This is a genomic window from Paludibaculum fermentans (assembly GCF_051172195.1).
Lineage (GTDB): Bacteria > Acidobacteriota > Terriglobia > Bryobacterales > Bryobacteraceae > Paludibaculum > Paludibaculum fermentans_A.
Genome location: NZ_JBPJAQ010000004.1, coordinates 388,034 through 411,392, shown reverse-complemented (window position 1 = coordinate 411,392; position 23,359 = coordinate 388,034). Strand labels below are relative to the sequence as shown.

The following is a 23,359-nucleotide window of genomic DNA, read 5'->3' as shown; positions in this document are numbered from 1 at the left end:
CATCCTAATAGATCACTCGGGCTCTACGCGACGGGAAGAGAATAATCTTCCCTTCGCATAGAGCCCGATCTGTTGGAATCTAGTCGAATTTACCGGCCGCCGGCTAGAACCGGACGTTGAGCAGGAAGTCGACCTGATTCTGATTGGATTTGAAGAAGCCCGTGGGATTGGAGGCAAAGTTTTCCCAGCCCCACCGGGTGTAGCGAAACTGGGGTTCGATCTTCAGTGATTTGGCCCCCAGGCTGACGCCGCCCCCGACGGAAAAGCCGGGTGCGAAGCTATTCTTCAACTCACGCGGCACGATGTCGGAGCCGTTCTGCGGATTGCCGCTCAGGACGGTGGTGTTGCGTTCCCCTTCGGACACATACCGGAAGTTGGGACCTGCCACCACAAAGGGACTCAGCGGGCCTTTGAAGACCCGATACTTCAACAGAATGGGGAATTCCCAGGTGTTGGAGCTGGTTTTAGTGGTCACCAGAGTGTTGACGGGAGCCGCATCGGATGTGTAGCTGTAACGACGGTAGAGCGCATCCACCTCCAGACCCAGGTGCAGCGGCAGATTGAACTGGACCATGGGGCCGACGATGTAGCGGTGGTTGGAGAACGAATATCGAATATTCGATGGTGTCAGGATATCGACGTTACGAGAATCGAAGGGATCATTCAAGCCGACTCCGCCGATTACGCCCACTGAAATTGGGCGTTCTTCTGTCTGCGCATTTACCGCGCATGCAAAAGCGAGAGTGCATGCGGATATGGCGAAGATGCGGTGAATAGTGGGGTTATTTCTCATAGGCATTCCTCTTGTATGTAAGACGCTATGAGATCGGCTGAAGTTGCGGAAATCAGGCCAATGATGAATATGAAGTTACACGCACTATTTATTTGCGACGAATAGCGCGTGTATCAATTTTATAGGTCTGAGGGATGAGGTAGTTTATACCAGGCGCAGTTCGTCGCCGATGACGCGGGCGGGGATGCGGCTGTCGCAGGCGTTGCCGGCGGCGCTGAGGATGCGTTCCAGCGGCTCGTTGGACGATTCCTGGCTCAAGTGGAAGGTCTGGTGGTGGATGGGGAGGACGAGGTCGGCGCGGGCGTCATTGGCCATTTGCCACGCCTGTTCAGGGTTGCAGTGCACGCGGATCCAGGGATTGTAAGCGCCGACGGGCATGATGGCGAGGTTGGCGCCGCCCACCTGGCGGAAGGTGTCGGTGATGGCTGTGTCGCCGCCGAAGACGACGCGATAGCGGCCGGTCTGGATGATGTAGGCGTTATAGCCGCGGTAAGTGTCGCTGCGCAGGCGCGCGCCCCAATGGCGGACTTCGAAAGCGCGAATGGTGGCCGGACCAACGCGGACCTGCTGGCCCCAACCCACCTCCTGCACGCGGCGGTAGTTCTGGATCCGGAGTAGATCGGACGTTGCATGGGCCGTGACGACTTCGGGCTTATCCGCCTCCAGGGCGCGCAGGCTGGGCAGGTCGAAGTGGTCCATGTGGGCGTGCGAGAGCAGGATCAGGTCGACTTTGGGGAGCTTTTCCAACTCCAGCGCCGGTTCGATGAGGCGTTTCATGCCGAGGGTGAACGGGCCGATGCCCAGGCCGATCCAGGAGCTGAACACAGGGTCGGTGATGATAGTGAACCCATCAATCTTCATCAGGACGGTGGAGTGCCCCAACCAGGCGGCGTGGATTCCCTGATCGGGCCATTTGGCCGGATCGGGATGCCTGGGCGCCGGAGCAATGCTGCTGCCCAGGTCCTTGGCGAACTGTTTCCAGAAGAAGGGCGCGGCCCTGTAGACCAGGCCTGCTCCGACACCTGCCGCGCCCACGCCAATTCCACCAAGCCAGGCGCGGCGTCCAATGCGCCGTTTGGCCGGCGCCACGAGGTCAGTAGCCAAAGCGTTCCTCCTGCCAGGGGTCTCCATTCATATGGTAGCCATTGCGTTCCCAGAACCCGGCTTTGTCATTCTCGATGAGTTCGATGCCGCCGATCCACTTGGCGCTCTTCCAGGCGTAGAGTTGCGGCACGATGAGGCGGGCCGGGGCGCCGTGTTCGACAGAGAGGGGTTCGCCGTCATGGTGCGTGGCGATCAGCGCGTCTTCCGCCAGGAACTGGTCCAGGGGGAGATTGGTGGTCCAGCCGAAATCGTACCCATGCACTAATACATACCGCGCCTGGGGAGAAATGGTTCCAACGGACTGCATGAGGTCGCGCGTGGAGACGCCTTCCCAGATGTTGCCCAGGCGGCTCCAGCGGGTGACGCAATGGAAGTCGCTAAAGACTTTAGTTCGAGGGAGTTGCTGAAATTCATCCCAACTGAAGGAGGCCTCTTTTTCGACCAGGCCGTGGATTTCGAGCCGCCATTTGGCCAGGTCGATGCGCGGCGGGCCGCCGGCGTCCAGAATGGGCCATTTCAGGGTACGGCTCTGGCCGGGCGGGATGCGATTGGCGCGGTGGGTGTCTGGACTGACGATGATGTCTTCCGGCAGGCCCTCGGGGGTAGGGGGCTTCGCCGACTGCAGTTTCTTCGACTCGAGATCGAACATTCTTTCACCTCGCCTGAGAAGATTCGCCGTCACGAGCCACTAATTCCGGCAGCAGCAGCCCTATGAGATCACGAATCAGACTCTATCTAGTACTGATGCTCGCATTCGCCTGTGGATTCGCCGTCGCCCGGGACAATGGGGCGCCGGCCGAGTATCTGGGCGGGACTTTGGCGGCGCTGGAGACCGGGCAGAACGGCAAGCTGAGTGCGACGGATCCTATTTCCTTTATTTTCCTATCAAAAGGGTCGGTAGTGCGCGTGCCGTACGAGCGAATCAACTTATTGGAGTATGGCCAGAAGGTGGACCGGCGGCTGTGGGAAGCCATTGTCATCTCGCCGCTGATGGTCTTGAGTAAGAAGCGATCGCACTATCTGACGGTGGGGTTTGAGGCTGAAGATGGTAAGCAGCAGGCGATGTTGTTCCGCGTGGAGAAGAACGCGGTGCGGGCGATGCTGGTGAGCCTGGAGGCGCGAACGGGACGCAAGGTGACCTTCATGGATGAAGAGGCGCGGAAAGCAGGAAAGGGATGATCCGGCGGGCTTCGTCAATTTTCGCCATATGTTTTCTGGCGCTGGCTAGGGCTCAGGCGCCGGATGCGCTTTCACTCCAGTTGCGAACGCTGAAACGGGTATACGTCGATAAGTTCGGAGGCGGCGAAGGCGCGGCACAGATCCGGGACATGCTCATCGCCAGCATGCAGGGCGCCCGGCTCTTCGTCATCACGGAGAACCCGGAACGAGCAGATGCCGTACTGCGCGGATCGGGCGAGGACTTGGTCTTCACCGATGTATTCCAGTCCTCCGAGGGGATCAATGCACGCACGAACCTTGGGGCAGGGAAGGGATCGTCGTCGAAGAGCAGGGATTACCTCAGCCTGGGTGGCGGGGTGGGCGATAACGAGCAGTCGAGGATCCAGGAACGAAAGCACGAAGCGTCTGCTTCGGTACGGATTGTGAATAAAGATGGCGATGTGATTTGGTCAACGACCCAGGAGAGCCAGGGGGCGAAGTTCCGGTCGGCGAGCGCGGATGTGGCTGACAAGATCACTCGGCAACTGGCACAGGAGTTCGGGCGAGTGCCTGGGCGGCCGGTGATTGAGCCAGCACCGCCCGGAAGCGCACCTTCGAGCCCGGCCGGCCCGCCGTCGAGATGACAATGCGGGCGCCCGGTTGTGCGGTAATGGGCTCCGCCAGAAGATAGAGGCGGGGGGCAGCGGGTTGGAATTGACGGATCCAGATCAGCGGGATGTGGGCTCCTCCGGGCTGCTGGAGGTACAGGTGGGCTTCACCGCCTTTCGGCATGGAGGCGATGCGCAGGCCCAAGATGGTCGCGGACCGGAGGAAAGCGCCGGCATCCGACTCGACGGCGCCGGCCGGGAGTTCCTCGGGATGGTAGGAATGTGGGATTGCCCCGCTGGCGAATTTTGGATCGCCCTCAGGCGCGCCACCGTTCACCCAATCTGCAATCGTCTGGATTTCTTCCTGGGTGAGGGCCATCTCATTGCGGAAGGCACCGAAGCCCTTGACCGCATTCCAGGGCGGCATGGTGCGGTTGGAGATCTCTTCGCGAATCGCCACGGCCCACGGACGGGCCTGCTCGTAAGTTGTGAGAGAGAAAGGGGCTTTGCCGCCGGCCTGGTGGCAGCCCAGGCATCGCTTCTCGAGGATTCGTGAAATCTCCCTGGACCAGGTGAGCGGAGTGGTTATGGGGTCGTGCGCCAACAGCCTGGTGGCGGAGAGCAGCAGCCAGCCGATGGCGCAGCCTGGTTTCATTTTCGTTCCGCAGCGGCCGGATTAATCCCCTGAGGACGCAGGCTTCTTCGCTGTCTTTTTGCGTGGGTAGAGTTCTCGCCGGTCCATTTTGGGATCGATGGAGATATCGAAGAAACCAATCATCATCTCTTCCCAGCTCTGGTCGCCCCAGTGGACTTCCTTTTTGGGATCGGGGTTGAACGGATTATTGGCGGAGTTGTCGTAGGTGGCAATGCACTCCATCTGGGTGCCGGCCGGCAGGGTGAGGTCGCCGGACGGTTCATAGACGAGTTGCCAGTTGAAGTCGTAACGCGGCACGTTGAGCAACTCCCGCGTGCGGCCGTCGGGGTAGATGAGCTTATAGGAGAACGCCTTGCCCCGTAAGTGCATGTGCGGTTGGAGGTTGACTAGCTTTGCCGGAGCGGCCAGGGTGGTGACTGCCTTCACCTGGTAGTTGGCGTTGCCTGGAGGAATGGCGAACTTGCTGGTGGAGGCGGCGGCCATGGTGACGCGTTCGGAGACCGGTCCCGCGGCGAATTTCAAACCCAGACGGGAACGGTCAGATTGCGCCTTGCCGTTAGCAGTGTAGTGGACCTGGAAGATGATGTCGCTGCCGGCCGGCACGAGGCGGGCCTGGCCTGGCTTCAGTTCCATGGGCGGCGTTCCGGGCGCGTAGCCGGCCAGCCACTCGTCGGCCATGCCGTCGCGACCCTCTCCGCCGGAGCCGCGTTCATCCTTTGGAATGAATGGGATGCCCGGCTTAGCCTCGGCCAGCCACTTCGACCCGGGGGCGCGGACGAAGGCGATCATGTGGTGGACGATGGCCCGGTTGCCGGGGCGGGCTTCGGAAGCGGTGATCCAGCGATCCTCGGTGAAGCCGGTAGGGATGACGAAGTAGGTGTACTCGAGCGTGCCGGAGGCAGGGACTTGGAAGTCGACCGGCATCTCATAGGTGCGATCGGGCTTGCCCATTTGCCAGCCTTCGGAGAAGTGAACGGGCGCGGGCGCCTGATGGGGGTCGCCGGCCGGCGCTCCGGTGTCGGACCAACGGGTGAGGAGGTCGATGTCGGTTTGGGAGAGAGACCGGTCGTTCGAGAATTTGCCGGTGTGCGGATCGGCGAACCACGGCGGCATTTTGCGGGTTTGGACGGCCTGTTTGATCGACTTAGCCCAGGGGCGGGTGGTGTCGTAGGTGAGGAAGGACATGGGCGCGGCTTCGCCCGGGCGGTGGCACGACTGGCAGTTCTTCTGCAGGACCGGCAGGACGTCCTTGTAGAAGGTGACGGCGGCCGCGGGTGCGGCCCAAATGGGGGCACACATCAGGCCCAGAAACAGAAATCGGGTGGACAAGTCGGAATCGCCTCTCTTCTGATTACAGTATACGGGAGCGAGTTGATACTGGATTTCCGGGGGGGCGCCAGGGATTCGGACGGTGGTATCCTGAGTGTTGTTCCGGGGTACTCAGTGCCTAAAGGTAATAGACGGCAAGAGACACCAAAACGGGTGGCCACCACGGGTGGGCAGCAGGGCGGGAAGCCCTTGCTTCTGCGAGAGCACCGGATCAAGCACAAAGTCCGCTTGGAAGACATCGCCGAAGCCACGAAAATCAGCCGCCGGTTTCTAGAGGCGATTGAGATGGGTGAGTACGGCAAGCTGCCAGGTGGAGTGTTTACTACTAGTTACATTCGCCAGTATGCGGCGGCGATTGGGTTTGAGGCGGACGAGATTCTGGCGGACTGCCAGGCGAGTCTTGGAGAGAAGCAGCCGGAGCGGCGTGAGCCGGGCAGTGAGGCTGCTGCTGGTGCGACGAAGTGGTATCGATTCCTGTCACTGGGCTAATTTGCGGATTGTGAGAGAGTTTCTCGAAAACTCTCGTTGGCATTCGATAAGCACAGTGGATCACATCCAAATCAAAATATTCTAAAGGCGGCGGATCCGGGCCGATAAGTTGAGTGAAGGAGCTGGTGAACCCATCTGGGGTAAGCTAGCAGAACCGGATGCGCATAGACACGAATAATATGGCCGGAATCGGAGCCTCAGGGCTAGATCGTACGCAAAGTGCGGACGCGGTCGAACAGCAGGCTGGGCAGGCGGTTGCCAAGCGTGGCGCCGGCGGCGCTGCCGATCAGGTCAATCTCTCTGTTTTGGCGGAGCGGCTGCAAGCGATGGAGCCGCAGTCGCCGGAGCGGCAAGCCCGCCTGGAGCAACTGGCGGCGGCCTACCAGGCAGGCACGTACAACCCCGACCCGGCGGCGGTGAGTGAAGCGATGATCGACGATGCCACGATGGCGAGTGGTGAATCCACTGGCAGCGTGGGTCCAGGCTAGCGAACGGGCTCGCTGAAGGCGAGCGCCCAATACCCATGCGGCCGTGGTTCGATGCAACCAGCCCGTCCGCGTCTCAGGCACGCTGCTGCCGATTCTCCAGAACTGACAAGCGGGATAGTGGTGTTTCATGAGCATTGCTTCTTCGTCGAGCGGCCCGATGGCGGCTGTCGTGTGTGCCCACCTTGATTCGGTCGAACGCCGATTGTTGGCGCGACCCAGTGTGGATGAGATTCAGGAGATCCAGAACGAGCTTGAACTGGTGATAACGCTGGTGCGTTCATTTTCGGTACCGGTGATGCCGCCGGGTATCCTGGAGCACACGTTCCGTCCCATGCAGACGCGCCTGCGACGGTTGTCGGCGCTTCTGGAGCAGGCGCTCTCGTTTTGTGATGGTTGGCAATCGTTCTTAGGGACGCAAGCGGGATACAACCCGGCCGGGGCCTGGAATGCGGCTCCGCCGGCTTCCGGGCTGCTAGATCACCGGGGCTAAAGATTGTCCGGCCGGCGGGAAGCCGGTACAGGAGCACGCGATGGGCAGCTTGATGGTCTCGCTGCGCAATGCAGCCGGATCGATGGGCGCATTCGAACGAGCGATGGGCGTCGTGCAATCGAACGTCACCAACGCCTCAACACCGGGCTATGCGCGGCAGCGAGTGGAGTTTCAATCCGAACGGATCCAGCCAGAATTGGGTTTGTCGGGTGGTGTGACGTGGAGCGGGACTCTGGATTCGCGGAGTTCGTTCGCCGAATCGAACGTGAGGCGGCGGGCCGCTGAGTTCGGGGCTGCCGATGAGATGTCGGCGCAGTTGAAGCGGGTGGAGCCGTTATTCGACATCAGCGGAGATTCGGGCGTGCCGGGCGCGCTGACGGATCTTGTGGAGTCGTTCTCAGCGTTGACGGTCTCACCGAACGACAATGCGATGCGGCAGACTGCCATTGATCGAGCGACGCAGTTGGCTGACAGCTTCCACGCACTATCGAATGGATTGGCCGAGGCTTCGCATACGGTGGAGCGCTCACTACAGGATCAGGTGAGCAGCATCAATTCGACGGTCGCGAAGATTGTCGAGATCAATCGCGAATTCCGGTCCGATGTCCGAGCAGTGAGCGATGCCGGCTTGCAGGCGCAGCTGGCGACCCTGCAGGAGGATCTCTCAGAGAGTGGCGACTTCACGATCCTGACGGCCGAGGATGGCAGTTCAACCATCTTCCTGGGCGGGCAGGTGATGGTCGCGGGGGGCGACAAGGCTTATCCGCTTTCGGTCGACGCCAGCGGCGGGCAGGCGCTGCTGCTGGATTCGCAGGGGCGCGACGTAACGGACAAGGTCTCCAGCGGGCGCGTGAGCAGTCTGCTGACATTGCGCAATTCGATCATTCCCCAGCATCAGTCAGAGATTGACAGGCTGGCGCAGGTTGTGGCGGACACCGTCAATACGACGCTTGGCGGAGGGGTGGATAGTACCGGCCAGCCGCCCACGCAGAATCTGTTCGAGTACGACTCGACGCTTGGCGCCGCGCGAACTTTGCGGACGAATGCCCTCCAGCCTGGTGATTTGGCGCTGGCGGACAGCACGGCTCCCGGCGGCAACGGGGTGGCGTTGAAACTGGCGGATCTTTCCCAGGCCAAGAGCATCGACGGGCTGACCTTCAGCGAGTTTTATGGCAACCGGGCGGCGTCAGTTGGACTGCAGTTGCAGAGTGCGGAGGAGAGTGTCGCGACAAAGTCGCAACTGGTGGCACAGGCGCGGGAGTTGAGAGACGAAGTGCAGCAGGTGGATTTGAATGAGGAGGCGATCCTGATCATTCAATACCAGCGTGGTTATCAGGCCTCGGCGCAACTGGTGAAGACGCTGAATGAGATGACGGAGATCGCGCTGGGCCTGCTGCGATGACCAGCGGCCGCCTGAGCGCATGCGGCGAGGACTATTGATTCTATGATTCGATCGATTGATGGCAGCACGGATCTGTACCTGGAGAGGCTGCGGCAGATCAATGCCCGGATGGCGAAGGCGCAAAGCGAGGTGAGCGGGGGAAAGCGGGTGGAGTCGGCCTCGGACGACCCGGCGGTGATTGCGAACCTGATGCAAGTGCGGACCGACCTGGCACGGCTTAATCAGGTCAGCACGAACCTCGACCGTGTACAGTCCGAGGTGGACTCCGCTGAAGGCGCCATGCAGAATGCGGTCAGGGTTTTCGACGAAGTCCGCACTTTGGGATTGAGTGCTGCTAACAGCGAACAGACCGCGGTGTCGCGGGCCAGCGTGGCGGAGCAGGTGGGCACCCTGATGCAGCGTATGGTGGCGCTGGCGAATACGCAGGTCGGGGGGCGGTTCATTTTCTCTGGCGATAACGATCAGGGCGCCGCGTACGGCCTCGATCTGCAGCAAAACCCGCCATGGACCAGCTACCAGGGGTCCGATTCGAGCCGCCAGGTGGCGCATCCGAATGGTGGAATGATCCCCGTTGCGAGGGATGCGCGGATGATTCTCGACAATTCCGATCCCGCAAAAAACGTGTTCCAGGCAATGGAGAATCTGCGCCAGGCGCTGCTCGCCAACGACGCGGATGCGATTCAGGCCTCGTTGGCGCCATTGCCTGGAGTGTCCGACCACCTCAATTCCTCACTGAGTTTCTATGGAAATGTGCAGAGCCGGTTGGAGGATGCGGTGAACACTTCTTCGAAGGAGCAGGTGCGGCTGAAGGAGGACCGTGGGCGTCTGGAAGATGCGGATCAAACCCAGGCGATTCTGGATTTCACGCAGTTGAAGTACAGCCAGCAGGCCGCGCTGGAGGTGCGATCGAAGATGGGGAAGACCAGCCTTTTCGACTACATGGGGTAGAGCCGCGGAAGCCGGATCCGACGTCGGGGTGTTATGTACAGGCTGGGGGGCGGCAGGTTCCCCTTGATGGCCCGTGGGCGAGGATTATGGGTTCGGGTCTATCGCGCGGCGTGGCAGCCGGTTGCGGCACGGGTCCGGAATAAGAAGGTGCCGGCGAGAAAGCAAGTGGATCTGATCAAGGTTTGTTGGAACGGCCGCTCCATTCCTGGCCAGAGCTGCCCCATGCGCTGAAACTGGAGGTTTGATAAATACACCGACGCCAGTTGGACCACAGCCATCAGTATGACCGTGGCGAAGGCGGCAGCCACAGCCCGGTGCCGGTATTGCCGCGCCCGAGCCCAGCCGCACAGCAGCGGAGCGATGGCAAGGTAGATCGTCAGGTGCACTGATGGTTCCCACGAAGGGATGATGCCGATCAGGCGGTTGCGCAAAAGCGCGACGACCATGGACAGGAGAAAGGCCACCACCCAGCTTGTGCTCCAACCCCAGAAGGCAAAGCCGAGCATGCGTAGCGGAGCATCATGGAGATCCCTGCCCAGATGTGCGGCGGCTGTGCGGAAAACATTCCACCAGAACCAGCCTCGGCCCCGCGTGGAGGCTTCCTCTTCGAGATCGCCCACCATCGAGGTGGCGTTTTTGGGCTCGGACACGAGTGAAAGCAGCCACTGCGCCGCCACAGTACTATCCATCGCACACCTCCGACAGTTTCAGTCCTTTCAATAGCCGTTGATAGGCCCTTTGTGCGGATGTCACGGCCTCGACGCCCACTGCCGTCACAGTGAAATAGCGCTTGGACCGTCCGCCGCGCTGGGGTGTGGGTTCTCCAAACCGGGATGTCGCCAGCCCCTTCTCTTCCAGGCGGTCCAGAGTGATATAGATGGCACCCGGACTGGGTTCACGGCCAGTGCAGGCGGCTATTTCCGCCCGGATCGTCACACCATAGGCATTCTGTTGCAGCCGCAGAATCGCCAGCAGGACAACCTGCTCAAACTCGCCGAGCGGGGCTGGGCTCTGCATTTGAACTACATAATAGGCTAAACCGGTAGCCGGCTCAAGGCCACATTGGCAGACTGGACGCGAGTCGGCGCCACTGCACTTTTCCGTTGACATTCAGTTCCGCTCCATATATATATCAATCGATATCTATATGGAGCAGGAGCTATGACCAAAGCGCGCCGTCCGGAGAGCTTCGTTCCGCTGAAGCCCAACTGGTTTCACGTACTCCTCTCGCTGGCCGATGGGGAACAGCACGGCTACGGCATCATGCAGGAGGTGCTCGATCGTACTGATGGGAAGGTGCGGCTCTGGCCCGCGACGCTCTACGGCACGATCAGGCGGCTCATGGAGGAGAATCTCCTCGAAGAGTCCGAGACACGACCCTCCGTCGAGCTCGACGATGCGCGCCGCCGGTACTACCGCCTGACTCCGCTGGGTCGAAGCGTACTTAAGGCCGAAAGCGAACGGCTGGAGGATCTCGTGCGCGTGATTCGCGGGAAACGCGGGTTGACGAAGAAAGAGGCGGACGCATGAGGCCGGTTTCCACGGATTCACAGCGGCCAGTGGCGATGACTTTGCGGCTGTACCGCGCTTTGGAGCGGGCATTCCCGCATGAGTTCCGCAACGTTTATGGGGATGAGTTACTGCAGGCGGCCGAGGACCTGGTCGAGCCCGTTTGGCGGCGGCATGGCGTAGCCGGACTGCTGAGGCTGCTGCTGGATCTGGCGTGGCGCGTGCCGGTGGAGTATGCGGCGGAATTGCGCTACGACGCCCGCCATGGGGTGCGCAAGCTGGCTGGTTCTCCGGGGTTCACGGCGGTTGCGCTCACCTCCATCACCTTAGGCGTCTGCATTGCGACGTGCGCCTATTCCGAGATGAACGGGCTGCTGCGCGACCTGCCCGGCGTGCCGGCTCCGGAGCAACTGGTCTCGCTGCAGGCACCGGTCTCCTATCCCGCCTACCGGCGGTACCGCGAATTGCCGAACCTGTTCGCGGGCTCCTTCGCCTATGTGGCTCCGGTGCCGTTCGGGGTCCAGAGCGGGGCGCGGACTGAGCGCGTGTGGGGGCACCTGGTCACGGCCGGTTACTTCTCGACCCTGGGGGCGCGCCCGATGTTTGGCCGGTTCCTGGATGAGTCCGATGCACAGCCTGGCCTGGCTCCGGTGGCCGTGGTCAGCTTCCGGTATTGGAAGCTGCATCTGGGATCGGATCCATCGGTAGTAGGCCGCAGGCTGCGCGTGAATGGCGGCACCTGCACCATTGTCGGCGTGGCCGCTGAGGAGTTCCTGGGCGCCTCGCCCACCATCTTTCCGGCTGATGTGTGGCTGCCGGTCACCGTCGATGCGCGGCTGGCTCCGGAGATGGGGAAGGACGCCCTGGAGCGTCGCGATCTCAGCATGTTCCAGATGGTAGGCCGGCTCAAGCAGGGCACTTCGGAGGCGAGCGCACAGGCAGAGTTGAATGCGGCCGCACAACGTTGGGCAGATAGCTACGGCGATGCGGATCGCCACCAGAAGGGGCTCCGGGTGCAGTTGATGGGGGGCGGGAAGATCCTGCCTCTACGCAAACAGGACGTGCCGTTCTTCAAGGAGTTCCTGATGGTGCTGGGCGGGCTGCTGCTGCTGATCGCCTGCGCCAATGTCGCGAATATGATGCTGGCGCGCGCCGTGGACCGCCGGAAGGAGATTTCGGTGCGGCTGTCCCTTGGGGCGAGCCGGGCACGGCTCATCCGGCAATTGCTCACGGAGAGCGTGCTGCTCTCGGTGGCGTCGGCTCCGCCGGCCCTGCTGCTGAGCTACTGGCTGATGCATGCCCTGTCGCAGTTGAAGATGCCTCTGCCGATCCCCGTCGGCTTTGACCTGACTCCCGACTGGCACGCCCTGCTGTTCACCTTTGCCGCGACGGGGCTGGCCGGATTGGCGTTCGGGCTGGCGCCGGCCTTCCAGGCGACCCGCACGGATCTGGTGCAGGCGCTCAAAGGAAGCGGTGGGCTGCGAGCCGAGATGCGCAGGGTGCCCCGATTGAAGAACGGGTTGATGCTGCTGCAGATGGCGGCCTCGTTGACACTGCTGTTGATGACGGGCTACCTGGGCATCGGAATCCAGAGCACACTGGGCGTACAGGAAGGGTTCGATCCCAGGAACCTGTACATGGTTTCGCTGGATCCCGTGCGTGACGGGTACGCTCCGGAGCGCGCAGCTGACTTTCTGGAAAAGCTACTGGAGCGTGTGAAGTCGAAGCGCGGGGTGATCTCGGCCAGCCTGACAGACACGCTGCCTGTTTCGCTGGATGGCAACGCCGGGATCCGGTTCCTAAATGCGGATTCCAGCGAAGACGGGCGGCGCGCCGCGAATTGGGCCCGGAAGCACACAGTGGGCCGCGGCTACTTTGAGACGGTGGGGATTCGCATCCTTTCTGGACGCGGCTTTCAGCGGCAGGATGAGCGGGCCGGAGCCTCGGCGGTGATCGTCAGCCAGGAGGCGGTGCGCCGCATCTGGAATGGAGCCGATCCGGTGGGCCGGCGGATTGAACTGGGGAATGCGGCCGCGCAAGGCGGCTTCGGAGCGATGCCCGGGACGATCGATTTCCGGGCCAGCGCGCTGTCGGCGGCGCCGGTCACCTATGAAGTCGTGGGTGTGGCCGGGGACGTTTCGGAGGACCTGGTGGCGAGTAAGAAACATTCGGCGGTCTACTTTCCGTTGCGCCCGGCGGACCATGCCCAGCCCTCACTGCGCGGTGTGACGTTGCTGGTGCGCGGCGCTCCGGGTGTGGACGTCATCAGTGCGGTGGAACGCGAGATTGCGAGCCTCGACACCCGAGTGACGCCCTTCCACGCCAGCAGCATGATGGAACACATCTCACAGTTCATGTCGATGCTGAAAGCCGCTTCGTGGACCTATGGCCTGATTGGGCTCTTCGGGCTGGTGCTGGCGGCCGTCGGGCTGGCGGGTGTCACGGCATACTCGGTGGCGAAACGGTCCCGCGAGATCGGGATCCGCCTGGCGCTGGGCGCGCAGAAACGCGATGTGCTGGCGCTGGTGATGAAGGAGGGCGCGCTGATGGTGCTGCTCGGCACGGCTGTGGGGTTGGCGCTCTCGATCGCTGGGATTCGCGGGCTCTCCGGCGTCTTCTTCACAGTGGCCAGCGTGCAGGGCTACGACCCGATGCTGCTGATTGGAGCGCCGGCCTTGCTGGCCGGGCTGGCTTTGCTTGCCTGCTATGTCCCGGCGCGGCGCTCGACCAGCATTGATCCGGCGGTGACCTTGCGATCGGAGTAGCCGGACCCGCGGCTACCCGCGCCGGATGCGCCAACTGATCAGCTTGGGCTCCGTCATCTCCTCAATCGCGTAGCGCGGACCTTCGCGGCCGGTGCCGCTGAGTTTCACGCCGCCATAGGGCATCTGGTCGAGCCGGAATTGCGGGACATCGTTAATCAGGAAGCCGCCCACTTCCACCCGGTGCGCGGCGTGGAACGCCTTGTCCAGATCGTTGGTGAAGATGCCGGCCTGCAGGCCGTAGTCGGAGTCGTTCACTCGCGCAATGGCATCGTCCAACTCGTCGTAGGCGTTGATGGCGGCAACCGGCCCGAAGGCCTCCTGCCGGAAGACGCGCGACTGCTCGGGCACCTCCGTCAGGACCACGGGTTGCAGGGTCGCGGCGGAACGCGGGCCACCACTGTGGCGGGCAGCTCCAGCGGCTACCGCTTCTTCCACCCATTGCTCCACGCGCTGCGCCTCAGTTTCCGTGATGAGTGAACTCACCTGAGTCTCCGGGTCCAGCGGAGGGCCGACGCGCAGGGCGCGGGCGGCGGCGGTGAAGCGCTGAACGAATTCGTCGTGGATGCGCCGATGAACGAAGATCCGCTGTACGGAAATGCAGACTTGGCCGGAATGCGCATAGGCGCCCGGCACGGCGCGCTCGAGGCAGTCGGCCAGGTCGGCGTCCGGTTCCACCAGGAGCGCCGAGTTGTTGCCCAGTTCCAGGGTGACGCGCTTCAGGCCCGCGCGGGCACGGATCCGCAGGCCCACCTCGGCGCTGCCTGTGAACGTGATCATGCGGATGGATGGGTGCTCCACCAGGAAGTCGCCGATGGCGCCGCCGGGCCCGGTGACGACGTTGAGCGCTCCAGCCGGGAGACCGCATTCGTGCAGCAGCCGTGCCAGCTTCAACGCACACACGGGCGTGGCGGAGGCGGGTTTGTGGATGACGGCATTGCCGCCGGCCAGGGCGGGTCCAATCTTATGCACGCTGAGGTTGAGCGGGAAATTGAAGGGCGTGATGGCGGCGATGACACCGACCGGTTCGCGGACGGTCATAGCCATGCGGCCTTTGCCGGAGGCCAGCGCCTCCATGGGGACCACTTCGCCGGCCAGGCGATGGGCTTCTTCCGAGGAGAAGAGAAGGGTTCCGGCGGCCCGTTCGACCTCCACACGGCCTTCGCGCAGGGGCTTGCCGCTCTCTGAGCTGATGGTGCGCGCGAAGTCCTCTTTCTGTTCCAGTAGGCGATAGTGCGCCGTGCGCAGGATGGCGCTGCGTTCGTCCAGCGTCAGGGCCCGCATGACCGGCGCCGCGGCTACGGCTGCGTCGACCGCTTGCTGAAGTTCCGTGGGGCCGGCCGCATACACGGTGGCGAACGGAGAGCTGTCGTAGGGAACGCGAACCGAGAGTGGAGCGGCGGTGCGGATCTCCCTGTCGGCGATCCACATGGGGTACTCCGGATTGTGCGTTTTGGCTGTCGTCACAGGTGGGCGCCCTCCTAGGGCTTCTTTCCTGATCCCATCCTGCCAAACACGAACCCCTCGTGCACGACGCGGCCCTGCGGATCGACGATCCACTCGGCTGAGAACGCTCCTTCTTCGGGCAGGCCGAAGCGCAGGTCGTGGACGGTGAGGCTCACCGCGCCTTCCTGCGACGAAGCGGGGGTGATGCGCCAAAGCGCGGCCTGGGAGAAGTCGAGAAAGACGCGGGCCGTTTCCGTGGCCAGGACGGCCTTGCGCACGGCACTCACATCGGGTTTGGGGAACGTCCGTCCCGAATCCGGATCAAACTCGTGGTGCAGATCGAGCGGGACCACATGCCAGGCGCTGGGGGTTTCCACGACTCCAGTCCACTGCCAGGGCTGGAAAGCGCCGGGGAGGGCCAGGACGCGGCGCGGCATTTCGCGTCGGTACATGCGGGCTTCCAGGGTCTTCACGGCCTGGTCGTGAAGTTGGGCCCGTCCGCCGATGTAGAGCGCGACGAGCACTAGTCCAGCGACGGCCATACCGCGTCCTGCTCCGCGCCGGGCGCCCATCTCGCTTTCCACCAACCGGCCCAGCATGGGGCCCAGCACGCAGAGCAGCAGAATCGCCCAGACCCAGACATCCACGATGTTCAGGAGATCGAGATGCAGCCACTCGCCGGAGAATGGCAGCTTCAGGCGGATGCCGTAGACGTTCATCCAATCGAGCACGAGGTGGCTGAGGAGGGCGACGGCCGAGATGAGGTAGGCCTTCAACCAGTCGAGCGGCCGGACGCCCTGGCGGCGCGCCAGCAGCCACCAGATGGGCAAGGGCGCCAGCGCCACCAATGGCAGCCAGAAGAGAGCATGCGAGAAGCCTCGATGATTGGCCAGGTAGCAAAGCGATCCGCGGAGCCCGGTGACGATGTCGAGGTCGGGCAGATTGGCGGCGATCACGGCCAGGACGGTGGCCCGCGGCACCAGTTTGTTCAGGCCGGCGCGCGCCAGCAGGACTCCGGTGAGCGAGTGGGTGAGGTTATCCATGGCGACTTACCGGATTCATGGGGCGGGCACTTCCGCGGCATAGACCTGCGGGTGACCTGTGCGGTCGCTGGTGAAGATCACCAGTTGCTCGTCGGGTGAGAAGGAAGGGTGTGGATGGGTCCACTGCGGGCCGTAAACGGTATCGGTAGAGACCTCCATCCAGCTCAAGGCGCCCGATTTGGCGGCGCTGCGGGCAGCGGCAAAGTCCTCAGCGAGGGCATAGCGGGAGGTGAGCCACTGTGTGCCGCCGCTGGAGGCCTGCGACTGGCAGATGGGCTGGCGGGCTCCGCTGGCGGAGTCGATCAGGAACAGGCCCAGGTCGGGATGATTGGTGTCGCACAGCACGCGAGTTCCTGCGCGGTTGGGTGTGATGTGCCAGGCGTTGAATTCACAGATGCGGTGGCGTTCGCGGGTCTCCCAATTCATGCGCCAGAGGCCAAAGGGCCAGACGGTGTACACGAGGTCGCCGGTGCGGCCGAGAAAGGTTTCGTGCACTACGAACTCGTCGTTGCCGTGTTCGTAGAGACACTCCATGGCGCTGCCATCGCGGCGTACACGGTGCATGCGCGGGGCGGGGTCGCCGGCGAACTCGATCCACTCGGGGTCGAGCGGATGGAACTGGGGATGGATGACGGTTCGGGGGAAGGGAATCAGGTGCCAGCCCGTACCGTCGGTGCGGCCCACGACGAGACCGCTTTGCGGGCCCTGCTTGGCCGCTGCCGTCAGCCACTCGCCATCGGCCGAAAGGGATACTTCGCCGAGTTGGGTGCCTTCGAAGCGGGCGATCAGGCGTTCTTCCAGGTTCTGCCTCTGGATCGACCAGACCGAACCGGAGCGAACGAAGTAGACTTGCTGCCCGGACAGGTCGATGGCTGGCGAGAAGGGATGGATTGCGTCCCCGTCGGTCCACTGCCGGATGGGGCCGGACGGAAAGTCCTCAATCGAGAATAGCTGGGCCGAGCCGGTCCGGTAGCTGGTGAAGATGAGGGTGCTGCCGTCCGGGGTAAGCGAACTCTGCAGAAAGTAGGTTGCGTGGTTGATGCAGGCGGCGGAAGTGAGCCGGTGAACGGCGGCGCCTGTGGAGGGATCCCGTTCCAGGGCGTGCTCGGAAGGGTAGATTGTTGATTTCACTTGCGAAAGATAAGGATATGCTGCCAGGGCAGATCAGGCAACACCTTCTCAAACCGGAAGCCTTCCGGTTCCAGTTCGGCGCGCACGCCGGCCACGCTCATTTTGTGCTCCTCGCGGATGGGAACGGAGGGATCCTCCTTGCGGAACTCCAGCAGCACCAGCCGGCCGCCTGGTTTGAGACTGGCGCGTATCGCCCGCAGCATCTCCTGGGGTTTGGAGAACTCGTGGTAGACGTCCACCAGCAGGACCAGGTCGAGCGTGGCGGGCGGCAGTTTTGGACTATCCTCTGACGCCTGGACCACCTCGACATTGCGCAGGCCTTTTTTTTCAATGCGCTCGCGGATGAGACGGAGCATGCCGGGTTGGAGGTCGGACGCATAAACCTTACCGGAGAGACCCACCCGGCCGGACAGCAATTCTGTGTAGTAGCCTGAGCCGGCGCCCACATCGCCGACGACCGCGCCGGCTGGCACTTCCAGTAATTTCACGGCAAGCTGCGGATTTTCTTCACGTTCCCGATCACTGCGGTCGAGCCAGGACGCTCCGCCCATGCCCATGACGCCCGCATAGGCGCGGCCGGTGACAGGGTGCTTCTCCTGCTGTGCCGGGGCCACCCCACTTCCGGCCAAAAGAAGGGCGAAAGCCATTATTCCAGATGATTGCAACATGGTCCGCATTTCGATAAGGTTCTACAGTGGAGTGATTCGGAGTGACCTCGGAATGATTGTGAAATTCATCAAACTACCAACCCTGAGCCTGCTGCTGGTTTGCCTGGGGCTCGCCTTTATCCTGCCCGGATGTTCACGTTTCAAGAGCGGTTCAAACAGTACCAGGGTATATCAGATGGGTTCCCCGGCCGTTGCGGGCCCTTTGACCTACACAGTGCTGGACACGGAGTGGAAGGAATCCCTGGAGGGATCTTTGGGCGCCCAGTTGCCCGAGCACCGGTTCCTGGTGGTGAACGTCTCGATCATGAACGGCAGTGGTGGTGACATCAATGTGCCGCTGTTGGCGTTGATCGATGCGGAGGGCAAGGAATACCGCGAGAAGGACAAAGGTGAGGGCGTAAACCAATGGCTGGGCATTTTGCGTCCGATTCCTCCGGCGCAGACCTTGAATGGCCACATCCTGTTCGATGTTCCGCTGGGCGGCTACAAATTGCGCATCTCCAGCGGCGGCGATGCGGAGTCTGAGACCACCGCCCTGGTGGACCTGCCCCTGCATGTGGAAGCACCGCCGGTGAAGGGCGTCGATTCCCTGGCCACCCCTGCGAACCCCAAGTAAGGCGCACAATGGAAGCGTGAAGCTTCTGTTCTTCGCGCCCTTATTCTTAACAGCGGCGGCTGGTTTCGCCCAGCCGCCTGCTGCCTCCACACGTGGACTTTCCGTTGTCAGGCCCACCCTCCACTACAAGCAGGAGGAAGGGGCCGCCATTGCCGATACCTACAAATACACCGCCGGCGAATTGCTCTACTTCAGCTTCCGCATCGGCGGCTTCACCGTTCAGAAGGATAAGGTGGACCTACGCTGGCAGTTGGTCGCCGTCGATCCGGACGGGCTCCTCCTGATGGCGCCCCTGAACGGAACGATCCAGGAAGAGCTCAGCGATAACGACAAGAACTGGCTGCCGAAAGTCGCCCAAACCCTCCCTTTGCCGGCGCAGCTTCCGCCCGGCGCCTACAAATTGAAGCTCCACGTGGCCGATGAGTTTGCCAAAACCAGTATCGACACCGAAACCGGTTTCAACGTTTCGGGCCGGCCATTGCCCGTCGTCCAGGGATTGTCGATTCTCAATCTCCGATTCTTGCGGAACCCCACAGACCGGCAGGCCATGGAAAACGCTATCTATCACGCGGGCGAGACCTTGATCGCGCGGTTCGAGCTGGCCGGCTTCCAGTTAGGGGAAAAGAACCGCTTTCAGGTGGATTACAGCCTCTCGGTGTTGAATGCTGCAGGGAAGGTACTGTTTTCGCAACCCCAAGCTGCATCGGAGACGAACTCGCCCTACTATCCGCAGCGCCTGCTGAATGGGGAGTTGACCTTGAACCTGAACGCCGGGGTCCTCGCCGCTGAGTACGCGTTGCTGGTGAAAGTGAAAGACCATGTGGCTGGGGTTGAGACCGAGTCGACCGCCAAGTTTACTGTGGCTCCCCCTCCGAATTAACGGCATTGCCTGAGAACATCGCCGGCGGCGGGACACTCTGTTTTGTCAGGTCTCTGACGGTCCATGCCGCTCTTTCATACGCGCAGCGCTGCCATATTCGGGATTGAAGCGCGTCCCATCGACATAGAAGTCGATCTGTCCCAGGGCGGATCGCAGCGGGACTTTGTCGTCGTCGGTATGCCCGACACGGCGGTCCGCGAAAGCCGCGAGCGGATTCGCTCAGCCATCCACAACTCCGGTTTCGGGTATCCCAACCGGGCCGTCACCATCAATCTGGCGCCGGCCAACGTGCGCAAGGAAGGCGCCGGTTTCGACCTGCCCATGGCGACGGCGATTCTTGGCGCGATGGGTACGGTGCGGAAGTGCGACCGGCTGATGATGGTGGGCGAGTTGTCGCTGGATGGAGGACTGCGCCCAGTGCGCGGCGCCATCTCGATGGCAGCCTGTGCCCGCGACGAAGGGGCGCACAGCCTGGTGGTGCCGCGTGAGAATGCGCCCGAGGCCGCCGTGGTGGAAGGCCTGAAGGTCTATGGAGTTTCCCATCTCAGTGAGGTGGTGGGCCTGCTTTCGAATCCTGAACGGTTTACGCCACAGAAGCCGAGCGTCCCCGCGGCGATTGACCCCGCACTGGATGCCATGGACTTCCGGGATGTGCGTGGGCAGGCTACAGGCAAACGGGCGATGGAGGTGGCTGCCGCCGGGGCGCACAATCTATTGCTGGTGGGGCCGCCCGGCTCCGGCAAGACCATGCTGGCCCGGCGGTTGTCCGGGATACTGCCGCCCATGTCCCTGGCCGAAGCACTGGTCGCGACGCAGGTTCACAGCGTCGCTGACGCACTGCCGAAAGGGACGGGACTGCTCGCGGCCAGGCCATTTCGGGCGCCACATCACACGATTTCTGACGCTGCGCTGGTCGGTGGAGGCGTCGGCATGCCGCGGCCGGGTGAAGTGAGCCTGGCCCACAATGGCGTGCTGTTCCTGGACGAACTGCCCGAATTTCCCCGCAATGTCCTGGAAATGTTACGCCAGCCGCTGGAGGAAGGCTCCGTGACGATTGCACGTTCACAGATTACGCTGAACTTTCCCTCCTCGTTCATGTTGGTCGCGGCCATGAATCCCTGCCGCTGCGGTTATCATGGCGATCCCACCCGGGAATGCCGTTGCACGGGCGCCCAGATCCAGATGTACATGGGCAAGATCAGCGGTCCCCTGCTCGATCGCATCGATTTGCACATCGAGATTCCGGCCGTGCCCTATCAGGAACTACGCAGCCGCGATACCGGATTGTCATCGGCGGAGATGCGGCAGCGCGTGCTGGCTGCCCGGGCGATCCAGCAGCAGCGGGGCTATGTGAATGCGATGATCCCGCCCGGTCGGTTGCGCGGCATCTGTCCGCTGGACGATGCCAGTGAACGCACCATGGAGATGGCGGTCCGCCGCATGGGGCTCTCCGCGCGGGCTCACGACCGGATTCTGAAAGTGGCGCGCACCATTGCGGATCTATCCGCCTGCGAACAGATCCAGGCCAAGCATGTCGCCGAGGCGGTACAGTACCGGTCGCTGGACCGCAGCTACTGGAGCTGAATCCAGTCCTCTCGAATGCGCTCGGGATCACGCCGGCTTCGCCCACTCCATGACGAGGAACCAGGGCACGCGCCGGTAACTGGCCGCTTTGGCCGGCGGAGTTTCGGCGATGGGCGCCGGTTCATCGAAGTGGGTGAGTTGCAGGCCCGCCTCCAGCAGCAGCCGCATGTAGGTGCTCAGCGGGCGGTGGTGGTTCACGACCCGGATGTCCCGGTAGTCGATCCACACCGAACGTTCCTTCAGGTAGTCGTCGATTGGGAAATGCAGGCGGCGGCCGGTGCTGCCTTTGATCCAGCCTTCGCCGGCACAGGCCGTGTTGAAGCTGGTCAGGTTGGCGATCAGTAGGGAGCCCCCGGGCTTCAATACGCGCGCCATCTCCAGGATGGCCGCCCGGATGTCGGGGATGTCGATCAGGGTCAGATAGCTGACAACCAGGTCAAAGGATGCGTCCTCAAAGGGCAACCGCTCCGCCGTGGCTTCCAGGTAGGCGCCGGTGGTGTCGCGTTTGCGGGCCGCGGCCAGCAGCGCCGGGGTCGGATCGATGCCCGTCACCTCGACTCCGTGGCGTTTGAGCATGCGGCAGAAGCGGCCCTCCCCACACCCTACATCCAGGGCGGTCTTCGGTGATTGTGCCAGGGCACGCGGCAGCATGACGGGGTCCAGGACGTACCGTCGTCCAAAATCGCCCGTGTTGCCCATGTCCGCGATCCAGGCTGCCGCGGACTTCTGCCACCCATTGTCCATGTCAACCATGGTAGCCGGGCGGTTCTCTTCCGGACTAATTAAGGTTGGCCGGGTGCGCCGAAAAACTGTCCGGCCGCGGCTGCCAGTTCCTTGGGCGCCAGGAGAACAGCGGAGTGATCCTGTCCCTCCAGAGAGAGGTATCGGGCCTTCGGCAGCAGTCCGGCCAATGCCTGCGCGCCGTGGTGAAAGAACAATTCGCTCCGGCCGCCCACCGCGATCAGCGCCGGCGCAGTCTCAGTGCTCCAGCGATCGCGCGGCAGCGGCTGCCCTGTCTGTGTACCGGCCAGGATCGCCAGGTCGTAAGGGATCGTCTGCGCAATCGCCGTCATCTTCGACCACCCGGGCATCAGATATCGCATCGCGCTGACCGCGGGCGCCGGAATCCCCATGCCCTTCGAGAAGAAGAGCTGGACGGCTTCGTTGCGGCGGCCGGCCGCGGTGAGCGCAGCGGCTTCCTGGCTGAGTCCTTCCGCCATCGGCGGCCGGCTTTCGTCCACGATGAAGGGCGGCTCGAATAGGACCAGGCGCCTGACCTTCGGACCCAGGCGGCTGGCGGCGTCCAGGGCCAGTGCCGCCCCCGAGGAGCTGCCGAACAGATAAACCGGTCCACCCGACGCGTCGATCAGCGCCTCTATATCTTCGACCTCCCGCCCCGGTGAGTACGGTTGAGTGTCGGTGCTCCCGCCCCTGCCTCGCCGGTCATAGTTCAGCGCGGTGAAGCGGTCAGAGAGTTGCTCAGCGAACCGCCTCGCTCCACCGCGATCGGCCAGGGCCGCGGCAACGATGACAACTACGGGCCCTTGGCCCGTCTGCTCGTACGCAATCACCGTACCGTCCTTGGACGTCACCCGCTTCTCCACCGCGCCGGCCGGAATCCGGTCTGTGTTCAGTGCCATGCTGGCTGCGATCCACAGCCCGGCCAGAAGGGTCACGAGGATCGCCAGGAGTCCGCCGGCCCAGCGAAGGATCCGCCGCGGACGGCGGCTTCCGCTGCTCACGTTCGTGCCGCTTCCTGTCCGGAGAGGGGCGCTGCTGCGGAGTTCAACAGCTCTGCCAGTTTGTCGTAGCTCTCCGCGGCACCGTGCTCCATGCCCATCCGGATGACGATGTCCCGGATCTCCTGCGACGGGTAGAGTACGGTGGCCGTCATCGTGGTTCGGCCGCCCTGCTCCACCAGCAGCGTCGTGACCTGCGATTCGCCCGGGTAGTCGTCAAACGATTCCATGTGGACCGAGCGTTCCGGCGGCGTGACCTCGCGGTATACCCCGCGCATTCCCATGTCGCGGCCGTCCGGGCCTCGCAACAAAAACCGGAACGTGCCGCCCACTCGCAGGTCGATGTCGCAGACCACCAGTTCCCAGCCGCGCGGGCCAAACCAGCGCTTCAATAATTCCGGTTTTGTGAAGGCGTCGAAGACCATGCGGCGCGGCGCGTCGAAAACCCGCGTCAGGACAATCTCCCGCTCAGTGGGTGTGGTGACCTTCAAGGTCCCTGTGTTTTTCATCGTGGCTC

25 protein-coding genes are annotated in these 23,359 nt (G+C 62.8%); 11 read left to right on the top strand and 14 right to left on the bottom strand.

Translation table 11 applies throughout. The features are described from left to right. Positions 1-103 precede the first annotated feature (103 nt). From ACR9Y2_RS38515 to ACR9Y2_RS38505, 3 genes are all read right to left on the bottom strand, one after another. Positions 104-793, bottom strand: coding sequence for a porin family protein (locus tag ACR9Y2_RS38515; RefSeq protein WP_435047235.1), 690 nt, complete (start codon positions 791-793; stop codon positions 104-106). A 144-nt stretch (positions 794-937) separates the two neighbouring features. Next, the gene (locus ACR9Y2_RS38510; protein WP_435047234.1) at positions 938-1,897 is read right to left on the bottom strand and encodes an MBL fold metallo-hydrolase; all 960 of its coding nucleotides are present in this window, start codon (positions 1,895-1,897) and stop codon (positions 938-940) included. Next, positions 1,887-2,546: a sulfite oxidase-like oxidoreductase gene (locus tag ACR9Y2_RS38505; protein WP_435047233.1), complete on the bottom strand. Its 660-nt coding sequence runs from the start codon at positions 2,544-2,546 to the stop codon at positions 1,887-1,889. Before ACR9Y2_RS38505 ends, ACR9Y2_RS38510 begins: the two co-directional genes overlap by 11 nt. A 62-nt stretch (positions 2,547-2,608) precedes the next feature. On the opposite strand from ACR9Y2_RS38505, the gene ACR9Y2_RS38500 reads away from it, so the two are divergent. Continuing rightward, positions 2,609-3,076: a hypothetical protein gene (locus ACR9Y2_RS38500; protein ID WP_435047232.1), complete on the top strand. Its 468-nt coding sequence runs from the start codon at positions 2,609-2,611 to the stop codon at positions 3,074-3,076. Between the two features lie 513 nt (positions 3,077-3,589). On the opposite strand, the gene ACR9Y2_RS38495 is transcribed toward ACR9Y2_RS38500, so the two are convergent. Continuing rightward, positions 3,590-4,318 (bottom strand): hypothetical protein, encoded by a 729-nt coding sequence (locus ACR9Y2_RS38495; RefSeq protein WP_435047231.1) that lies wholly within the window; start codon positions 4,316-4,318, stop codon positions 3,590-3,592. Between the two features lie 21 nt (positions 4,319-4,339). Next, positions 4,340-5,647: a thiol-disulfide isomerase gene (locus ACR9Y2_RS38490; RefSeq protein ID WP_435047230.1), complete on the bottom strand. Its 1,308-nt coding sequence runs from the start codon at positions 5,645-5,647 to the stop codon at positions 4,340-4,342. A 153-nt stretch (positions 5,648-5,800) separates the two neighbouring features. Here ACR9Y2_RS38490 and ACR9Y2_RS38485 point away from each other — a divergent pair, with 153 nt between their 5' ends. The 5 genes from ACR9Y2_RS38485 (at position 5,801) to ACR9Y2_RS38465 (ending at position 9,464) form a co-directional block, all read left to right on the top strand. Continuing rightward, on the top strand, positions 5,801-6,136 hold the full coding sequence (locus ACR9Y2_RS38485; protein ID WP_435047229.1) for a helix-turn-helix domain-containing protein: 336 nt from the start codon (positions 5,801-5,803) through the stop codon (positions 6,134-6,136). A gap of 158 nt (positions 6,137-6,294) precedes the next feature. Further along, positions 6,295-6,624 carry a flagellar biosynthesis anti-sigma factor FlgM gene (locus ACR9Y2_RS38480; RefSeq protein WP_435047228.1) on the top strand — a complete coding sequence of 110 codons (330 nt, stop codon included), beginning with the start codon at positions 6,295-6,297 and terminating at the stop codon, positions 6,622-6,624. 127 nt (positions 6,625-6,751) lie between these two features. After that, entirely contained in the window at positions 6,752-7,114 is a 363-nt protein-coding gene (locus ACR9Y2_RS38475; protein ID WP_435047227.1) for a hypothetical protein, read from the top strand. A 40-nt stretch (positions 7,115-7,154) separates the two neighbouring features. Beyond that, entirely contained in the window at positions 7,155-8,516 is a 1,362-nt protein-coding gene (flgK, locus tag ACR9Y2_RS38470) for a flagellar hook-associated protein FlgK (protein WP_435047226.1), read from the top strand. A 42-nt stretch (positions 8,517-8,558) separates the two neighbouring features. Next, positions 8,559-9,464 (top strand): flagellin, encoded by a 906-nt coding sequence (locus tag ACR9Y2_RS38465; protein ID WP_435047225.1) that lies wholly within the window; start codon positions 8,559-8,561, stop codon positions 9,462-9,464. 98 nt (positions 9,465-9,562) lie between these two features. Here ACR9Y2_RS38465 and ACR9Y2_RS38460 read toward each other — a convergent pair whose 3' ends face one another. Further along, positions 9,563-10,153, bottom strand: coding sequence for a hypothetical protein (locus tag ACR9Y2_RS38460; RefSeq protein ID WP_435047224.1), 591 nt, complete (start codon positions 10,151-10,153; stop codon positions 9,563-9,565). Continuing rightward, a complete protein-coding gene (locus ACR9Y2_RS38455; protein WP_435047223.1) occupies positions 10,146-10,481 on the bottom strand; it encodes a PadR family transcriptional regulator in 336 nt (111 codons plus the stop codon). The genes ACR9Y2_RS38460 and ACR9Y2_RS38455 overlap by 8 nt, the downstream gene beginning before the upstream one ends. Positions 10,482-10,625: 144 nt before the next feature. Between ACR9Y2_RS38455 and ACR9Y2_RS38450 the strand changes: the two genes are divergently transcribed. Continuing rightward, positions 10,626-10,994, top strand: coding sequence for a PadR family transcriptional regulator (locus ACR9Y2_RS38450; protein ID WP_435047222.1), 369 nt, complete (start codon positions 10,626-10,628; stop codon positions 10,992-10,994). Next, positions 10,991-13,738 (top strand): ABC transporter permease, encoded by a 2,748-nt coding sequence (locus tag ACR9Y2_RS38445; protein ID WP_435047221.1) that lies wholly within the window; start codon positions 10,991-10,993, stop codon positions 13,736-13,738. Before ACR9Y2_RS38450 ends, ACR9Y2_RS38445 begins: the two co-directional genes overlap by 4 nt. Before the next feature lie 12 nt (positions 13,739-13,750). Here the strand turns inward: ACR9Y2_RS38445 and ACR9Y2_RS38440 are convergent, their stop codons facing one another. The 4 genes from ACR9Y2_RS38440 to ACR9Y2_RS38425 are packed head-to-tail and all read right to left on the bottom strand — an operon-like array spanning position 13,751 to position 18,002. Further along, entirely contained in the window at positions 13,751-15,202 is a 1,452-nt protein-coding gene (locus tag ACR9Y2_RS38440; protein ID WP_435047220.1) for an aldehyde dehydrogenase family protein, read from the bottom strand. A gap of 14 nt (positions 15,203-15,216) precedes the next feature. After that, positions 15,217-16,224 (bottom strand): metal-dependent hydrolase, encoded by a 1,008-nt coding sequence (locus tag ACR9Y2_RS38435; protein WP_435047219.1) that lies wholly within the window; start codon positions 16,222-16,224, stop codon positions 15,217-15,219. A gap of 15 nt (positions 16,225-16,239) precedes the next feature. Beyond that, positions 16,240-17,355 (bottom strand): oligogalacturonate lyase family protein, encoded by a 1,116-nt coding sequence (locus ACR9Y2_RS38430; protein ID WP_435047218.1) that lies wholly within the window; start codon positions 17,353-17,355, stop codon positions 16,240-16,242. After that, on the bottom strand, positions 17,352-18,002 hold the full coding sequence (locus ACR9Y2_RS38425) for a class I SAM-dependent methyltransferase (RefSeq protein WP_435047217.1): 651 nt from the start codon (positions 18,000-18,002) through the stop codon (positions 17,352-17,354). Before ACR9Y2_RS38425 ends, ACR9Y2_RS38430 begins: the two co-directional genes overlap by 4 nt. A gap of 73 nt (positions 18,003-18,075) precedes the next feature. Here ACR9Y2_RS38425 and ACR9Y2_RS38420 point away from each other — a divergent pair, with 73 nt between their 5' ends. The 3 genes from ACR9Y2_RS38420 (at position 18,076) to ACR9Y2_RS38410 (ending at position 21,103) form a co-directional block, all read left to right on the top strand. Then, positions 18,076-18,639, top strand: coding sequence for a DUF4352 domain-containing protein (locus ACR9Y2_RS38420; protein WP_435047216.1), 564 nt, complete (start codon positions 18,076-18,078; stop codon positions 18,637-18,639). 16 nt (positions 18,640-18,655) lie between these two features. Further along, complete coding sequence (locus ACR9Y2_RS38415; protein WP_435047215.1) at positions 18,656-19,519, top strand: hypothetical protein; 864 nt, start codon at positions 18,656-18,658, stop codon at positions 19,517-19,519. 63 nt (positions 19,520-19,582) lie between these two features. After that, positions 19,583-21,103, top strand: coding sequence for a YifB family Mg chelatase-like AAA ATPase (locus ACR9Y2_RS38410; protein ID WP_435047214.1), 1,521 nt, complete (start codon positions 19,583-19,585; stop codon positions 21,101-21,103). Positions 21,104-21,130: 27 nt separating this feature from the next. Here the strand turns inward: ACR9Y2_RS38410 and ACR9Y2_RS38405 are convergent, their stop codons facing one another. From ACR9Y2_RS38405 to ACR9Y2_RS38395, 3 genes are read right to left on the bottom strand one after another with little or no spacing between them, the layout of a single operon-like run. Then, positions 21,131-21,856: a class I SAM-dependent methyltransferase gene (locus ACR9Y2_RS38405; protein ID WP_435047213.1), complete on the bottom strand. Its 726-nt coding sequence runs from the start codon at positions 21,854-21,856 to the stop codon at positions 21,131-21,133. A 29-nt stretch (positions 21,857-21,885) separates the two neighbouring features. Then, positions 21,886-22,845, bottom strand: a complete 960-nt coding sequence (locus tag ACR9Y2_RS38400; protein ID WP_435047212.1) for an alpha/beta fold hydrolase — start codon at positions 22,843-22,845, stop codon at positions 21,886-21,888. Then, the gene (locus ACR9Y2_RS38395) at positions 22,842-23,351 is read right to left on the bottom strand and encodes an SRPBCC family protein (protein ID WP_435047211.1); all 510 of its coding nucleotides are present in this window, start codon (positions 23,349-23,351) and stop codon (positions 22,842-22,844) included. Before ACR9Y2_RS38395 ends, ACR9Y2_RS38400 begins: the two co-directional genes overlap by 4 nt. Positions 23,352-23,359: the final 8 nt, after the last annotated feature.

What these genes read in the sequence shown, in the direction of transcription:
- ACR9Y2_RS38515 (WP_435047235.1), bottom strand. Translation starts at nt 793, where the DNA reads ATGAGAAATAACCCCACTATTCACCGCATCTTCGCCATATCCGCATGC.
- ACR9Y2_RS38505 (WP_435047233.1), bottom strand. Translation starts at nt 2,546, where the DNA reads ATGTTCGATCTCGAGTCGAAGAAACTGCAGTCGGCGAAGCCCCCTACC.
- ACR9Y2_RS38500 (WP_435047232.1), top strand. Translation starts at nt 2,609, where the DNA reads ATGAGATCACGAATCAGACTCTATCTAGTACTGATGCTCGCATTCGCC.
- ACR9Y2_RS38495 (WP_435047231.1), bottom strand. Translation starts at nt 4,318, where the DNA reads ATGAAACCAGGCTGCGCCATCGGCTGGCTGCTGCTCTCCGCCACCAGG.
- ACR9Y2_RS38480 (WP_435047228.1), top strand. Translation starts at nt 6,295, where the DNA reads ATGCGCATAGACACGAATAATATGGCCGGAATCGGAGCCTCAGGGCTA.
- ACR9Y2_RS38475 (WP_435047227.1), top strand. Translation starts at nt 6,752, where the DNA reads ATGAGCATTGCTTCTTCGTCGAGCGGCCCGATGGCGGCTGTCGTGTGT.
- flgK (WP_435047226.1), top strand. Translation starts at nt 7,155, where the DNA reads ATGGGCAGCTTGATGGTCTCGCTGCGCAATGCAGCCGGATCGATGGGC.
- ACR9Y2_RS38465 (WP_435047225.1), top strand. Translation starts at nt 8,559, where the DNA reads ATGATTCGATCGATTGATGGCAGCACGGATCTGTACCTGGAGAGGCTG.
- ACR9Y2_RS38460 (WP_435047224.1), bottom strand. Translation starts at nt 10,153, where the DNA reads ATGGATAGTACTGTGGCGGCGCAGTGGCTGCTTTCACTCGTGTCCGAG.
- ACR9Y2_RS38455 (WP_435047223.1), bottom strand. Translation starts at nt 10,481, where the DNA reads ATGCAGAGCCCAGCCCCGCTCGGCGAGTTTGAGCAGGTTGTCCTGCTG.
- ACR9Y2_RS38450 (WP_435047222.1), top strand. Translation starts at nt 10,626, where the DNA reads ATGACCAAAGCGCGCCGTCCGGAGAGCTTCGTTCCGCTGAAGCCCAAC.
- ACR9Y2_RS38445 (WP_435047221.1), top strand. Translation starts at nt 10,991, where the DNA reads ATGAGGCCGGTTTCCACGGATTCACAGCGGCCAGTGGCGATGACTTTG.
- ACR9Y2_RS38435 (WP_435047219.1), bottom strand. Translation starts at nt 16,224, where the DNA reads ATGGATAACCTCACCCACTCGCTCACCGGAGTCCTGCTGGCGCGCGCC.
- ACR9Y2_RS38425 (WP_435047217.1), bottom strand. Translation starts at nt 18,002, where the DNA reads ATGGCTTTCGCCCTTCTTTTGGCCGGAAGTGGGGTGGCCCCGGCACAG.
- ACR9Y2_RS38420 (WP_435047216.1), top strand. Translation starts at nt 18,076, where the DNA reads ATGATTGTGAAATTCATCAAACTACCAACCCTGAGCCTGCTGCTGGTT.
- ACR9Y2_RS38410 (WP_435047214.1), top strand. Translation starts at nt 19,583, where the DNA reads ATGCCGCTCTTTCATACGCGCAGCGCTGCCATATTCGGGATTGAAGCG.
- ACR9Y2_RS38405 (WP_435047213.1), bottom strand. Translation starts at nt 21,856, where the DNA reads ATGGTTGACATGGACAATGGGTGGCAGAAGTCCGCGGCAGCCTGGATC.
- ACR9Y2_RS38395 (WP_435047211.1), bottom strand. Translation starts at nt 23,351, where the DNA reads ATGAAAAACACAGGGACCTTGAAGGTCACCACACCCACTGAGCGGGAG.